Annotated in this window: 13 protein-coding genes; all 13 read left to right on the plus strand. The window is 42.0% G+C overall.

The features are described from left to right. Positions 1-38: 38 nt before the first annotated feature. The 13 genes from H6F66_RS10040 (at position 39) to H6F66_RS10100 (ending at position 13,030) form a co-directional block, all read left to right on the plus strand. Positions 39-629, plus strand: a complete 591-nt coding sequence (locus tag H6F66_RS10040; protein ID WP_190420721.1) for a sigma-70 family RNA polymerase sigma factor — start codon at positions 39-41, stop codon at positions 627-629. 7 nt (positions 630-636) lie between these two features. Further along, on the plus strand, positions 637-1,374 hold the full coding sequence (locus tag H6F66_RS10045; protein ID WP_190420723.1) for an anti-sigma factor: 738 nt from the start codon (positions 637-639) through the stop codon (positions 1,372-1,374). A 141-nt stretch (positions 1,375-1,515) separates the two neighbouring features. Next, positions 1,516-2,547, plus strand: coding sequence for an aromatic ring-hydroxylating dioxygenase subunit alpha (locus tag H6F66_RS10050; RefSeq protein WP_199295005.1), 1,032 nt, complete (start codon positions 1,516-1,518; stop codon positions 2,545-2,547). After that, entirely contained in the window at positions 2,544-3,512 is a 969-nt protein-coding gene (locus H6F66_RS10055; RefSeq protein WP_199295006.1) for a ferritin-like domain-containing protein, read from the plus strand. Before H6F66_RS10050 ends, H6F66_RS10055 begins: the two co-directional genes overlap by 4 nt. A gap of 207 nt (positions 3,513-3,719) precedes the next feature. Next, positions 3,720-4,895, plus strand: coding sequence for a P-aminobenzoate N-oxygenase AurF (locus H6F66_RS10060; protein ID WP_190420725.1), 1,176 nt, complete (start codon positions 3,720-3,722; stop codon positions 4,893-4,895). A 54-nt stretch (positions 4,896-4,949) separates the two neighbouring features. Further along, positions 4,950-5,999: an aromatic ring-hydroxylating dioxygenase subunit alpha gene (locus tag H6F66_RS10065; protein WP_242019052.1), complete on the plus strand. Its 1,050-nt coding sequence runs from the start codon at positions 4,950-4,952 to the stop codon at positions 5,997-5,999. A gap of 148 nt (positions 6,000-6,147) precedes the next feature. Continuing rightward, a complete protein-coding gene (locus H6F66_RS10070; protein WP_190420728.1) occupies positions 6,148-6,435 on the plus strand; it encodes a 2Fe-2S iron-sulfur cluster-binding protein in 288 nt (95 codons plus the stop codon). A gap of 72 nt (positions 6,436-6,507) precedes the next feature. Further along, positions 6,508-7,530, plus strand: coding sequence for a Rieske 2Fe-2S domain-containing protein (locus tag H6F66_RS29290; RefSeq protein ID WP_190420730.1), 1,023 nt, complete (start codon positions 6,508-6,510; stop codon positions 7,528-7,530). A gap of 72 nt (positions 7,531-7,602) precedes the next feature. Next, the gene (locus H6F66_RS10080; protein WP_190420731.1) at positions 7,603-8,337 is read left to right on the plus strand and encodes a sterol desaturase family protein; all 735 of its coding nucleotides are present in this window, start codon (positions 7,603-7,605) and stop codon (positions 8,335-8,337) included. Positions 8,338-8,426: 89 nt separating this feature from the next. Then, on the plus strand, positions 8,427-9,041 hold the full coding sequence (locus H6F66_RS10085) for an acyl transferase (protein ID WP_190420733.1): 615 nt from the start codon (positions 8,427-8,429) through the stop codon (positions 9,039-9,041). Between the two features lie 85 nt (positions 9,042-9,126). Further along, positions 9,127-10,671, plus strand: a complete 1,545-nt coding sequence (locus tag H6F66_RS10090) for a GH3 auxin-responsive promoter family protein (RefSeq protein WP_190420750.1) — start codon at positions 9,127-9,129, stop codon at positions 10,669-10,671. A 281-nt stretch (positions 10,672-10,952) separates the two neighbouring features. Then, on the plus strand, positions 10,953-11,318 hold the full coding sequence (locus tag H6F66_RS10095; RefSeq protein ID WP_190420735.1) for a Lin0512 family protein: 366 nt from the start codon (positions 10,953-10,955) through the stop codon (positions 11,316-11,318). A 242-nt stretch (positions 11,319-11,560) separates the two neighbouring features. Continuing rightward, a complete protein-coding gene (locus H6F66_RS10100) occupies positions 11,561-13,030 on the plus strand; it encodes a glycosyl hydrolase family 57 (protein ID WP_190420737.1) in 1,470 nt (489 codons plus the stop codon). Positions 13,031-13,565: the final 535 nt, after the last annotated feature.

The following is a 13,565-nucleotide window of genomic DNA, read 5'->3' on the forward strand; positions in this document are numbered from 1 at the left end:
CTGAAGAGGTATCGGTTTAGACATTCTTTTCAGAACGTATGCCTCCTGACTCTAGCGATCGCACTCCCAAAACTCCATCGACGAGGATGGATACAGATTTATTTCAAGCCCTCAAAGCTGGTCAATCCTCTGCTCTGGGGATTCTCTACGACCGCTATGGCTCTCTTGTATATGGGTTAGCACTGAAAATTTTGAGAAATCCTCAAGAGGCAGAAGACCTAACGCAAGAGATTTTTCTGAATCTCTGGCGTAGCGATAGTTACAATCCCGCTCGTGGTTCTCTTAGCAGCTATCTCACAGTTATGACGCGATCGCGTGCTATTGATAAACTTCGCTCTCGCGGCACTTCTGTGAAGTTTCTGGAGCGTTGGCAACACGCAATGACTGCTGAAACAAGAACGGACAATCCTTTTGAACAAGTGTCTTTGGGAGAGCGATCGCAACAAGTTCGAGCTGCTTTGGCGGAACTTTCAGAAAATCAGCGTCAAATATTAGAAATGGCATACTACGAAGGCCTGAGCCAATCAGAAATTGCCACTCAACTAGATATTCCTTTGGGAACGGTCAAAACTCGCGCACGAACGGGTCTACTAAAACTGAGGCAAACTCTACGAGAATTGATTAAATAGTTGTATTATGACCGAACCTTTAAATCCTGAACATTTAGAAGAATTAATGACAGGTTATGTCCTCGGCGACCTCAACCCTGAAGAAGCCCTGGAATTTCAGCGACTCCTGGCAGAAAATCCGCAATTGGCTACAGAGGTGAGTAGTTTGCAGGAAGCACTGGAAATGTTGCCCTATGCTTTACCTGAAGTAACTCCTCCTCCTCACTTGCGTACAGCCATTCTGGAAGCTGCCAATAGTTCTCTAACTCCTACCTCAACACCAAAAAGGTTTTCTTTACCGTGGAGCAAAATTGCTGCTGGTGCGGCTGCACTTTTAGCTCTTGCTTTAGGTTTAGATAATTACAATTTGCGGCAGCAACTAAAAACTGTGCAGGCTCAGAACGAGGTAATTGAGGTGTTACAACAGCGCAATACCCGCTTATTTACTCTCACAGGAACAGAAAATGCAAATACTGCCTCTGGTAGTATAGCGATTAATACTAACGAACAAAAAGCGGTTATTGTCTTTCAAAACCTTCCCGCTTCCCCTGTTGGTCAAATATATCGACTTTGGGCAATAGTTGATGACAAGAAGATAGCTTGTGCCAATTTTGATGCAAGTCAGCAGGGAACAGTTTTAGCGGAATTTACCATTCCTGCCGCTGCTTGTAGTTCTACAAAATCAACTTTAGCTGTCACATTGGAACCATCTACACTACCTCCACAGCCAGTTGGGCCGGCGGTAATGGTAGAAAGTAGTTTGTAAAATAGGAGGACAGATCATTTTGTGCCACACACCTTGATTGTTTCAGCCAATTGCTGGTTAGAGTGGGTGGACAACATAATATTTTCGGGCGATTAGAAATCACGGCTATACAGGCGGGTTTCAATTTGGCTAAGTATATAAATGATGGTAAATCTCAATTCCAAGGCTTCTAGTTCGCTTCGCAAATCCAAGACTTTCAATAATCCAGAGTGCTTTATTGAGGGGTGGTATTGGGTGATACCTTCTCCAATGCTTAGGGTGGGTGAGGTAAAACCTGTAACTCTGATGGGAAGGGAACTAGCGATTTATCGGGGAAAAGATGGGAAAGCGATCGCACTCGATGCGTACTGTCCCCACATGGGCGCACACTTGGCGGAAGGAACGGTTGAAGGTAATAGCATCCGCTGTTTATTTCATAACTGGAAGTTTGACGAAGCGGGGACGTGCATAGACATTCCATGTCTGGAAAAACCGCTGGACGTAAGAGTGCGGACGTGGCATACAGGGGAAAAATACGGCATGATTTGGGTGTGGACTGGGGAAACTCCCAAACACCCTTTGCCTTTTGTTCCGGAACTAGAAGATGATGAATGTGATAGCGCGATCGCATCGAGTTTCCTAAAGAACTGTCACCCTAATGTTGTGATGATTAATGCTATCGACGCGCAGCATTTCAACACAGTTCACAATTTACCCTTAAAAATCGTTTTTCTCAAAAACGATATTAACGAAAACGCGATAACTTTCAGTAATACTACTCGTGGTGGCGAAGATTCTTTTTTTATAAAGTTAATCCGCCCCTTTTATAAAAATGAAGTAACTTATAGTATGTGCTACTGGTATGGAAGCACTGGTACAGTCACCGTAGGCCCCGATTTTCTTCACTTTCATATTATGTTCGCTTTGCGCTTGATTGAAGGAGGAAAAGCGGAAGGTAAAACTATCCTGATTACTAAGAAGCGGCCGGGTATATTAGGATGGGTTTTCAATCGAGTTGTGCTGTGGTTGACGAAGATGGTAGGGAATTATTTCGCCAAAGGTGATACTCAGGTTTTTCAGACGATTAAGTTTGATTTCCAGACTCCGACTAAGGCGGATATGTCGATTATTCAGTTTATTCAGCACGTTGAGAAACAGAACGCGATCGCTTGGGGAACGTGGGAAGCAGAGTGAATAATCCAAAATCACGCGATGTTTTGGGAAGAATCAATCTCCCCCAAAATCGCTTTAAAATCGCAACTGCTGGGTTTGACTTACCCCATGTTTGCTCTGACGACAAGCTGCGTCGCATATTATCAGGTGCTTTGAAAAGTCGTTTAGGCAATCATTCAGTATCCTCAGAATACGGCAGCTATCAATATTGGGATGCTCATTATTTCGGTCTTCAGAAAGTAAATATTTTCCAAGATTCCAGCGTTGAGGAGCAAGCAGAAATTCTGCGACTATGCAGTTGCGGATTGTTAGAAGAAGCCTACTTTGTGGAGAAAGCTGGCGTAGGTTACATGGCGAAAATGGTGCTGTTAGCAGAAACCACTGAGGAACGTATGCTATACGGACTCTTCAGCGCCGACGAAGTAACTCACCTCTCCCAGATTAGCAGCTTGCTGCCAATTCAGGAGCCTGTCGGAACCGATAACGCCTTCTTACGCTTTCTGGGAAACTTGGTGGAAACTGAGGATAAAACAGTTCTCTTATTTGTGATTCAAGTTGTACTGGAAGGGTGGGGTTTAAGCCATTACAAAAACCTTTCCAAGGACTGTTTAAATCCTCATTTAAGTAAAATTCTAAATCAATTCCTCCATGATGAAGCACGTCATCATAGTACCGCAGTCAATTTGTTTAATCAAAGGCAAGTTTCAGAAACGAGTCGAGAGGTAATAATTGAGAGTCTTGCACTATTTTTGCAGATGATTCAAGTAGGCCCTCAGAGTGTTGTCGCCGCAGTAGAAAAAGTTAAAGGTCATTTGTCTCCCCAGCAGAAAGTGAGGATTTTCTCGGAAATTGACACAGAAACTCATAGCGGTACTCGGCTTAATTTCCTGCGTTCCCTGATGCGAGATCCAAAAGCCGGAATTATTGTTCAAGAACTAGAGGAACGGGGAGCATTTTTCCCTTTTCCCCCAGAAAAATGTGTATAAATTTATATCATTCACTAAGAAACCTCTCCCCCAGCCCCTCCCCTCGTAGGGGAGGGGAGAAAGAAAGAAGAGGAAAAAAAGAAAGTAAAAGTCCGGTTCCCCTTCCCTGAAAGGGTATAGGGCTAGGGGGTTAGGTTTTTTAAAGTCCATTTACCCTTCCCTTGCTGTTAACCGGGTTAGGTTTTTAACTTGCAAAAAATTCTTTGTATGACTTCAACAATCCAAGAACCCAAAAGCAATACACTTCTAGAAACCGAAAAAGTTTACCGAAAGCTTCAGATTAATTATACCCGCTGCAAGCAACAAGATCATACCCAGTTACTAGACGAAGCAGCAGCGTCTTTCCGATATGAAGATTGCCAAGATGAATACTGGAACCCAGAGGAATTTTCCTTACTTTACGGTACTCCCTTATGGGAACAATCTAGCGCAAGTCAGAGGATAATTTTAAATCAACTTTATTGGGTTGCATATTACTCGCAAATCATCTCAGCCGAAATTGCTACAATCTACTTTAATCAAACTAGCGCCGCCGGATTGTATGCTCAAGAAGACTTTCGTTTAGTCTGCGATATTCTGGATCTTGAATCTGGGCAAGAACGCGCTCACATAAACGCTTTTAAAACAATTTCTACTCAGGTAGAAGCTGCCCTTTTTGGAAAGCGAGTCTTCAGCTACCCGATGCGCGGGCCTTTTACTGAAACGATGATTTTTGCTGACACCAACGCTTTAAAAGCATGGTGGAAAAAACTTCAACTTCAGTGCTTCGGACTCCTTAGCGCGGGAAACACCTTTCTGGCTTGCCAATACTTTACGGTGCGGGGTGTGCGGACGCTGAACGGTAAGCTAGTGCAGCACAAACTCAGCAATTACTATCAAAAACATCCCAACCAAGAAAAAGCTCCTATTCCCGCAAAGATTTCTTACTATCACTTCATGGATGAGAGCTTTCATTTTAACAGCTCTACCATCCTCTCCCATGATGTAATAAATTGCTTGAAATCGCCGACAGCTTTTGAAAGTTTTGTGGCGAATTTAGGGATACGTGGTTGTCAGAAAGATCATTATCACTTCTCAGCAGCGATAAATGGTATATTTTGGTACGATCCTGCCTTATACCCAGCGATTTACGAAGTGATGCGATCGCGTGTTTTTGGGATGAGCGATCGTGAAGCTAAAGAAATGATCCAAAAATGCTTCACCCAAGAATCCGAAGGCTTAAATCGCAGCTACGAAACCCACAAAGAAGCCATCGAATCATATAAAATATACCTCGAAAAAATCAACTATACTTGGAAAACTAACAAAGAAATGTCTATCATGTCTGCCAATTCCATCCCTAAATACCTCGCTACCCAAAAAAAGGCAATTGGCAACTGGTAAGCAGGTTTCTCGTTTCTCCTCTGCGTTCTCTCTTGCCTGTGCGGGTTTTTCCTTATGAACCAGCTACAAAACCAAAACACCCAACCAATTTTAAAGATGAAAATCTTTAACAAGTGGGACATTGTTGCTAAAGGCTGGTACATAGCGTGTCCTAGCAGAGAACTTCCCCTCTTAAAAGCAAAATCCTTAGAACTTTGCGGACAAAGAATAGTAATCTTTCGAGGAGAAGACGGAAAAGTTCGTGCCTTAGATGCCTACTGTCCGCACATAGGAACTGACTTAGGAATTGGACGAGTAGATGGGAATTTTATTCGCTGCTTTTTCCATCATTGGGCATTTGATGGCGAAGGTAACTGTAAGGATATCCCTTGTGAAGCAACCATTCCTGAAAAAGCCCGTCTTCAATCTTATGCCACCGAAGAAAAATACGATCTAATTTGGATTTATCCAGATGCCAAAGCTCCCGAAGGCGTAGCAGAATTCGACGAACTCAAAGGCAAATCAATTGTAACCATACATGACAAAGCCTTTGAGCGCAGTTGTCACCACCACATTTGCATGATGAACGGAATTGATGCTCAACATCTGCAAACAGTCCACAAAGTAGACATCAAAATGGAGCTATCTTTAAATGAAAATAAATCTGGCACGTTGATTGATTTTACACTCAAAGGCGAGTTGCCCAAAACTACGCGCCGAGAACGTATAGGAGGAAAAATTTTGGGCGATAAGTATGAATATTGCATGAGGTATGCCGATGGCTGTATAGGACTTTTGACAACCATGAAAAATGTGAGGCTTTTTCCTTCACTGCACATGATTTACGCTTATACGCCTATAGAACCTGGCAGAACTCGCATTCAGCCGATTTATGTAGCTGAGAGAAAACAAGGGCTTTTCGGCTGGTTTATGACGCGACTATTACTTTTTTTCACCAAGTTGGGATACTACGCTTTGCGTGGTGAGGATGGAAAAATATATGACAATATTCGCTTTAATCCGAATGCGTTGCTGGGTATTGATATGCCTTTAGTAAAGTATATGCAATATGTTAATCAACTTGAACCTTCGGTATGGTCAACAAACTTAACTGACACACAGTGAATAAGTAAACCAAAGTATTTTTGTAATAATTAATTTAAAGTAACCGCAGAGTCATGGAGAACGTAGAGGAAACAGATTATAAATTTTTTTTGGGTTTGGTTGAGGTAACGAAACTCAGCCTAGAATTAGCAATTAACTAAAATTAGCAATGAGTTATGCACGTTGTGTAGTTAGTTTTCCAGGGACAAATTATGCACCGCTAACTCTGGAAAAAAATGAGAATCTTTCGGAACATCTGACGGTGCAAAATTCCCCGGTACTTTTTGGCTGCCGTACCGGAGTTTGTGGGACTTGTCTTGTAGTTGTAAAAGGTGATATTCCTCCTCCAAGTGAAGAAGAAAAGGAGGTTTTGGAAACTTTGGCTCCGGGTGATATTCGAGTAAGGTTAGCTTGTCAACTGAATTTGACGAACGATATTGCGATCGCACTCTTGTAAATTAAAAATCTAAAATTAAAAATTAAAAATTTACAAGACACTTTTTTAATTTTTGATTTATTGTGAAAAGCAGTGAAATTTGAACATTTTTGGTACGTTGTCGCACTCAGCGAACATCTGACATCTAATACTGTGCTGGAACGCACAGTTCTAGGTGAATGGCTGGCAATTTTTCGAGATGAAGAGGGAAAACCTGTTGCACTACGCGATCGCTGTATGCACAGAAACAGCCGTCTCTCGCGGGGAAATATCTGTCAGGGAAAAATTCAGTGTCCCTATCACGGCTGGGTTTACGATAAAACTGGCAAGGTGGTAGCTGTTCCCGCCGAGGGAGAAAATTTTAAGGCTACTAATGCTCGTCGCACGCAGAATTATGACACTAAAGAGCAGGATGGATACGTGTATGTAAGGCTGGCGCAGAATCCAGAAGAGGAATTTGAGCCTTTTGCAATGCCTTACTATGATAAACCTGGATGGGAAACGGTGCGGGTCATTAACCGCTTCCGGAACAATGTTACTAACTGTGCGGAGAACTTTATTGATATTCCTCACACTGTTTCTGTTCATCCTGGGGTATTTCGCACGCCTCGCTGTTCAAAGTTAGAAATGACGGTAGAGAGACGCAATGGATCGGTTTTTGCTGAATACCGGAATGAAACTACTAACCTCGGCTGGTATAGCCGTTTTTTAAACCGAGGCGGTTACGAAATTCGACACACAGATAGCTTTCATATGCCGAATGTCACCAGTGTAGAGTACGACATGGGGCCGAGAAGAAGGCTTTTTATTACCAGTCAGTCTGTACCCGAAGCAGAAGACTCGACTCTCGTTTATACAGATGTGACTTTCAACTACGGGATCTGGAGCAAAATTGCTCGTCCTTTCGTGCGTTGGACTGCACAATACATTATCCGTCAAGATGTGGAAATTTTGGGTATTCAACAGGATGTAATTGAAAAATATGGCACTCAGTTTGCCAATACTCCCGCTGATACCATCCACCTTTTTGTTGAATCTATCCGGAATAAGATTGCATCTGGCGAAGATCCTAGAACGCTGTCTGATAAGGCAGTTAAAGTAAATTTTTGGGTTTAAAGATTGTTGAGGCGAAAAATTTAAAGTTGTTAGTTAAAATTCCGAAATTAACCAATTAGCAATTACTTTTTTATGGGAGTTTTCGCTGCATTTGTAATTTTGATGACGCTGACTGCTACTAATGGCCGCAGTTTAACAGCACTCCGATGTAGAAAATTTGAAGACTGGGTTCTGGATGTCGTTGGTTTGTTTTTTCAGGGCATTCTCATACCCATCTTGCAAGGTACAGTAGTTTACCAACTTTACCACTATCTTTTACCGAGCGATCGCGCTTTATTTGTGCCTCCAGTCGCAGCATTTTTCCTCAGCTTCGTTGTTGTAGATTACCTCTATTACTGGAACCATCGCCTGCTGCATAGTCGATGGCTATGGAATTTGCATCTGGTACATCATACTAGCACCGAAATGAATGTTCTTTCTACCTCTAGAAATACCTTGTGGACAAGTTTTTTAATTATCTACTTGTGGGTTCACCCTTTGTTTATTTATCTACTACAAGATCCAACCTGGTACATTGCAGGTATCAGCCTCAGTTCAGCTTTGGACTTATGGCGACACAGCACAACCACACCCAAACCAAACTCCGCCCTTTATCGTTGGCTGTCGATTTTCCTCATCTTACCCCAGGATCATGCTTGGCATCATGCGAGTGAAAACTTTAGCGGGAACTATGGAGCAAATTTAAAGCTTTGGGATCTGATGCACGCTACTTATTATAAATGTAATAAAGCACCGAAATCTTTGGGTATCAAAACTAATTTAAGCCTAACCCAAAAATTATTTTTTCCCTTTACAAAGCCAAATTAAAAATATAAGATAGTAGGTTGCGTTCAGTGTTAAGCCGTAACTCACCTGATAAAGAAGGATAGTGCGTTACTCTAAAGATCCCAAATTAAATGACTTTTCTTAGCGTAATACTTTCATTGTTCCCCGCCATAATCATCTCGTTAGCTGTTTTGTCTTTCCTCTGGGTTTGTTTCTCACCAGGAATTTTTAGCATCTTAACTTTGCTTTTTTCGCTGTACGGACTTCCACTTTTGGTATATCGGATTCATCAGCTTTTTTATCCAATCAAAGAAGGTATTAGCTATCTAGGCAAAAAAGAGTATTCACCTTGGTGGGGAAGTCACCAAATCCAAGTTATATACATCGCCTTTCCTGCACTAGAAACATTGCTTCGCCTAATTCCTGGCGCATTTTCCATTTGGCTTCGCCTCTGGGGTGCAAAAGTCGGTAAAAGTGTTTACTGGACACCACAACTAGAAATCTCAGATCGCGGATTAATTGAAATAGGCGATCGCGTAATTTTCGGACACGGGATTGGAATTTATTCGCACATCATAAAACCCAGAAAGAACGACTTAATGCTGTATGTAAAAAAAGTGAAAATTGGCACAAACGTATTTTTAGGAGCTTGGAATCATGTTGGGCCCGGGGTCGCAGTTGAAGACGAAACCTATGTTCCAGTTGCTACTCATTTATATCCAAACAAAAAGTTTTCCAAAGATTAGGGCTTATTGAAAAATTGTGTAGGTAACGAAACCAACCTACTTTTAACCTCTTCTCTGTGTTCTTTACGGTTAATTCCTCATTATGATGCACCATATTATCAACCTCTTCGGAAACCTTCTTTCTCCTGCTGCTCAAAAATTTCTTCATACACTAGACAATCCTCAAAAGATGCAGCAATCCGTTCAACAAGAGATTGTATACCGTCTTGCCAAGAGCGAATATGGCAAGTTTTTAGGTATCAACTCTATTGCTGATTGGCATCGCATTCCTATTGTTGAATATCACGAGATTCAGGAATGGGTTGAGAAACAGAAAAAAACTAAAGCTCCAATTCTTACACCTGACCCCATACTTTTTTACGAAAAAACTTCCGGAAGTAGCGGCGCAGCTAAATGGATTCCTTACACACAATCTCTGCGATCTTCATTTAATCATATGTTCTGTGTTTGGGCGCATGACCTAATTCAGCATGGGCCAAAATTTTCCACTGGCAAGATATACTTCTGCATTTCTCCTCAGCTTGGAAACGATGCTACCACAGAGTCAGGTGTTAAAGTTGGGCTGAAGGATGACTCGGAATATTTAGATGGGTGGTTGAGACAATTTCTGAGCCCTTTTTTAGTTTCGCCTCCCGGAATAAATAGCCTCCGCAATCCAGAAGAGTTTAAAAATAAACTTTCTCAAACTTTGCTACTTGAGGAAAACCTAGAAATTATCTCAATTTGGAGTCCGACTTTTCTAAAAGTTCACCTAGACTATATCCAAAAACACCAGAAACGGCTTGTTTCTGAACTTGGAAATAAGCTATCAGCAGAACGTCAAAAGTTACTTTTAAAACCAGAAATCCCCTGGACAAAGCTTTGGCGAGAACTCAAGCTGATATCTTGCTGGGATAGTGGTAATGCTGCGGATGGTGCAGGATTTTTGCGATCGCTATTTCCTGGTGTCACGATCCAAGGAAAAGGGTTACTAGCAACTGAAGCGCCAATAACAATTCCCCTAATTGCGGCGCAGGGATGCGTTCCGCTAATCGATGAGGTGTTTTTTGAATTTGCGGATGAAAAAGGGAAGATTCACCGCCTGCACGAACTTGAGATGGGGAACGTCTATAAGATTATTATTTCGCAAAAGGGGGGTTTGTATCGTTATCGGATAGGCGATCGCGTCCGCGTCACCCATTTTTACAAAAATACACCTTGCCTGGAATTTCTCGGCAGAAGTGAGGAGATAAGCGATTTAGTTGGCGAGAAACTTCATTCTGAATTCGTGCGCGAAATTATCGAGAGTTTGCCGCTAGAAGGAACGTTTTTTAGAAGCTTAGTTCCTGCAACTTTCCCACAGGAACATTATATTCTTTTACTCGACACAGCCAAGCAACCTGCTGATGCGATCGCGCGACAACTAGATGATGCTTTGATGCGTTCGCACCACTATAAAAAAGCTCGGCTTCTAGGTCAACTTTCTCCGGTACGAGTGCTTGTGTCAAGACAAATACCTGAAACTTTAACTATGTACAAAACCCAGGCTGGCAGCAAGTGGGGAGACTTGAAACACCAGCTTCTTGTCACCAAACCAATTGAACAAAAGCTTCTCGTCGAGTTAGAAAAGCTTTCATATACCGTTGTTTAAGAATAATTCTAGGTAGAAACCGTGAGAGAGCGAAACCCAACAAATATTAAAAACTGTGTTGAATTTTGGTACTCTAAAAGCGTGTTGGAATTTACATTAGGCTGGTAAACTTATTTAATAACGAAATGCTCGTTGCTGTTACAGTTCTATTTGAGATTGATTAGCCTCGTCTGTGACTGCGGCAAGGATGAGGCACGAGTAGGACAAGCCGCGCATCCGCTGTTTTACAATTAGATTCCGCTAAAAAAGTTAGAAAATAAAGTGTCGTCAGAGGGGTAGCTGTGGCTCGTAAACGCTTGATTATCGAGATGGGTATGGGGATAGATCAGCACGGACAGGAACCGACTGTCGCCGCAGCAAGGGCTGTAAGAAATGCGATCGCGCACAATGCTTTGCCTGGTGTCTGGGAAGTTGCAGGTTTAAGCGATCCCGATCAAATGATAGTTGAAGTACAAGTTGCAGTACCTTACCCGGAGCAAGTGCGGGAAGCAGAGGTTTTAGCCGTGTTACCTTTCGGTCGCAAAACTCTCACCGTCGAGTCCGGCGGAATGGTCGTTCAAGGTAGAGCAATTCCCTCTCTAAATGATAAAAATGATGAAATGCTCATCGCTGTTGCAGCTGTTACAGTTCTGATTGAAACCGAGTAGTTGAATCGATTAAGCGGGAGCGATCGCTACTATTAATTTGAAAAACCTGTGTCACGATAGTTGTTGTATGCTCTTTTAAGCATCTTCTTGTCTTATGACTCAAGCCACAAGCAAAAAACTGCTGGAAACTTTGGAAACGTAGCGACGCAATATATTGCGTTTTGAGTAGAATTAGAAATATTCTCTACTCGGATTTATTCTAAACCCAATCATTGCAGGATTATTACAATTCTGCTAAAAACATGCTTTCTTCATCGCCTAAAGTAACGCTTCCCGTTTTGCCAGAAATTATTGATGGATTGCCGAATATTTCTGGGTGGGAAAAAGAGGTTAATTTGGTAGTAAGCCGCAATGAACCTGTATTTTTACCAACTACGAATCTGCGTTTAGAAGATATTTCGGCAGGGTTTGCGATCGCGCTCCATATGCACCAGCCTACCATCCCCGCAGGCTCCAATGGCGAATTCCAGAGTAACCTGCAATATATGTTTGAGCATCCCCAAGAGGGAGACAACCATAATGCAGAACCATTCGCCTATTGTTATAGTCGCATGGGAGATTTTATTCCTGAACTTGTCGCCAATGGTTGCAATCCTCGCGTCATGCTAGATTACTCCGGAAATCTTCTCTGGGGATTGGGACAAATGGGACGCGGAGATATCTTAGACAATCTGAAGCGCATTACCATAGATCCAACCTACCAGCCTTATGTAGAATGGCTTGGTACAATGTGGAGTCATGCAGTTGTCCCTTCTACGCCAATTCCAGATATCAAGTTGCATATTCAAGCTTGGCAACATTATTTCGCAGCGATTTTTGGTTGGGATGCACTGGCGCGGGTGAAAGGATTTTCTCCACCAGAAATGCACTTGCCAAATCATCCAGATACTTTCTTTGAATTTGTGAAAGCGCTCAAAGAATGCGGATACAAATGGCTGATGGTTCAAGAGCATTCTGTTGAGAGTTTAACAGGTCAATCTCTGCAATACAAACATTTGCCTCACCGTTTAGTTGCTCGTAATTCTAAAGGAGAAACCTTGAGCATTACGGCGTTAATTAAAACTCAAGGTTCGGATACGAAATTGGTGGGACAAATGCAGCCTTATTATGAGGCAAAAACTCTATCTCGACAGCAATTAGGTAAAATTTCTGTGCCGCCAATCGTAACTCAGATTGGAGATGGAGAAAATGGCGGCGTGATGATGAATGAATTTCCCAGCGCCTTTAAGAAAGCTTGGTATGAAATGAGCGGAACGGGTACTGTGGGGATGACGGGGACGGAATATTTAGAATTAATTGAGGCTGCTGGTTGTACGCCTGATGATTATCCAACTTGTCAGCCAATTGGTCAGCACCAAATATGGGAACGAGTAGCAGATAATTACACTCCGGAAGCTGTAGCAAATGCAATTGAAGAATTGAAGCAAACAAACTCAAATTTTCACATGGATGGTGCTTCTTGGACTAATAATTTGAGTTGGGTAAAGGGATATGAAAATGTCTTGACTCCGATGAATCAGCTTAGTGCTTTGTTTCACCAAAAGGTTGAGATGAAAGAAGGTGTTACTCAGGAATCTCGGTATCGGGAAGCCTTGATGAATAATCTTTTATTGCAAACAAGCTGTTTTCGTTATTGGGGTCAAGGGGTTTGGACTGATTATGCTAGAGAAATTTATCGTCGAGGTGAGGCTAGTCTGAAAAGTAATTTTTAAGCTTTTGGATGAAAAATGAACCCCTCTTGAATTGAGCCAAAAAAAGAAAGGAGAAAATGGGAGCATCCCCTTTAGTTTCAACTACTGATTCTTGAGTTGTAACTGCGGACTCCCAACTCCTGATAATTGAGATACTTTTGCTGTTAATGCGCCTCGTGCTTCGGAATTAACCTATTTAATATCAGCACCGGATGCAGCAGTCACCGAACTGCCTCTGATTTACTAGGTCTTGCACTCCAAGAGCCAGTTTTTGACTGTGAAATACTATGACCATTCCAACCATTATTTAAGTATTATCACTTGCCCGTTATCAGGTGTTTTTCCGCTGACTATAGCAATCCTATATGAAGCGAGTATGAAGCTAGTGTTTATTTTATATAAAATTTTTACTTTTTTATAAGCAAAATTTTTCATCTATCTTAAGAGGATGTTTTAAAAGTCGGTTAGATAGCAAAAAAGCTCACTCAGTGTAAGCTGCGAATATGTAGTACACAGCACTGAGAGAGCGTTATGAGTAAAGCTTACCCCAGTAATT

Source organism: Trichocoleus sp. FACHB-6, assembly GCF_014695815.1.
GTDB classification, from domain to species: domain Bacteria; phylum Cyanobacteriota; class Cyanobacteriia; order Cyanobacteriales; family FACHB-T130; genus Funiculus; species Funiculus sociatus.

Bases quoted from the DNA above. Each gene is read 5' to 3' on its own strand.
- H6F66_RS10040 (WP_190420721.1), top strand. From the start codon at position 39: ATGCCTCCTGACTCTAGCGATCGCACTCCCAAAACTCCATCGACGAGG.
- H6F66_RS10045 (WP_190420723.1), top strand. From the start codon at position 637: ATGACCGAACCTTTAAATCCTGAACATTTAGAAGAATTAATGACAGGT.
- H6F66_RS10050 (WP_199295005.1), top strand. From the start codon at position 1,516: ATGATGGTAAATCTCAATTCCAAGGCTTCTAGTTCGCTTCGCAAATCC.
- H6F66_RS10060 (WP_190420725.1), top strand. From the start codon at position 3,720: ATGACTTCAACAATCCAAGAACCCAAAAGCAATACACTTCTAGAAACC.
- H6F66_RS10065 (WP_242019052.1), top strand. From the start codon at position 4,950: ATGAACCAGCTACAAAACCAAAACACCCAACCAATTTTAAAGATGAAA.
- H6F66_RS10070 (WP_190420728.1), top strand. From the start codon at position 6,148: ATGAGTTATGCACGTTGTGTAGTTAGTTTTCCAGGGACAAATTATGCA.
- H6F66_RS10080 (WP_190420731.1), top strand. From the start codon at position 7,603: ATGGGAGTTTTCGCTGCATTTGTAATTTTGATGACGCTGACTGCTACT.
- H6F66_RS10085 (WP_190420733.1), top strand. From the start codon at position 8,427: ATGACTTTTCTTAGCGTAATACTTTCATTGTTCCCCGCCATAATCATC.
- H6F66_RS10090 (WP_190420750.1), top strand. From the start codon at position 9,127: ATGCACCATATTATCAACCTCTTCGGAAACCTTCTTTCTCCTGCTGCT.
- H6F66_RS10100 (WP_190420737.1), top strand. From the start codon at position 11,561: ATGCTTTCTTCATCGCCTAAAGTAACGCTTCCCGTTTTGCCAGAAATT.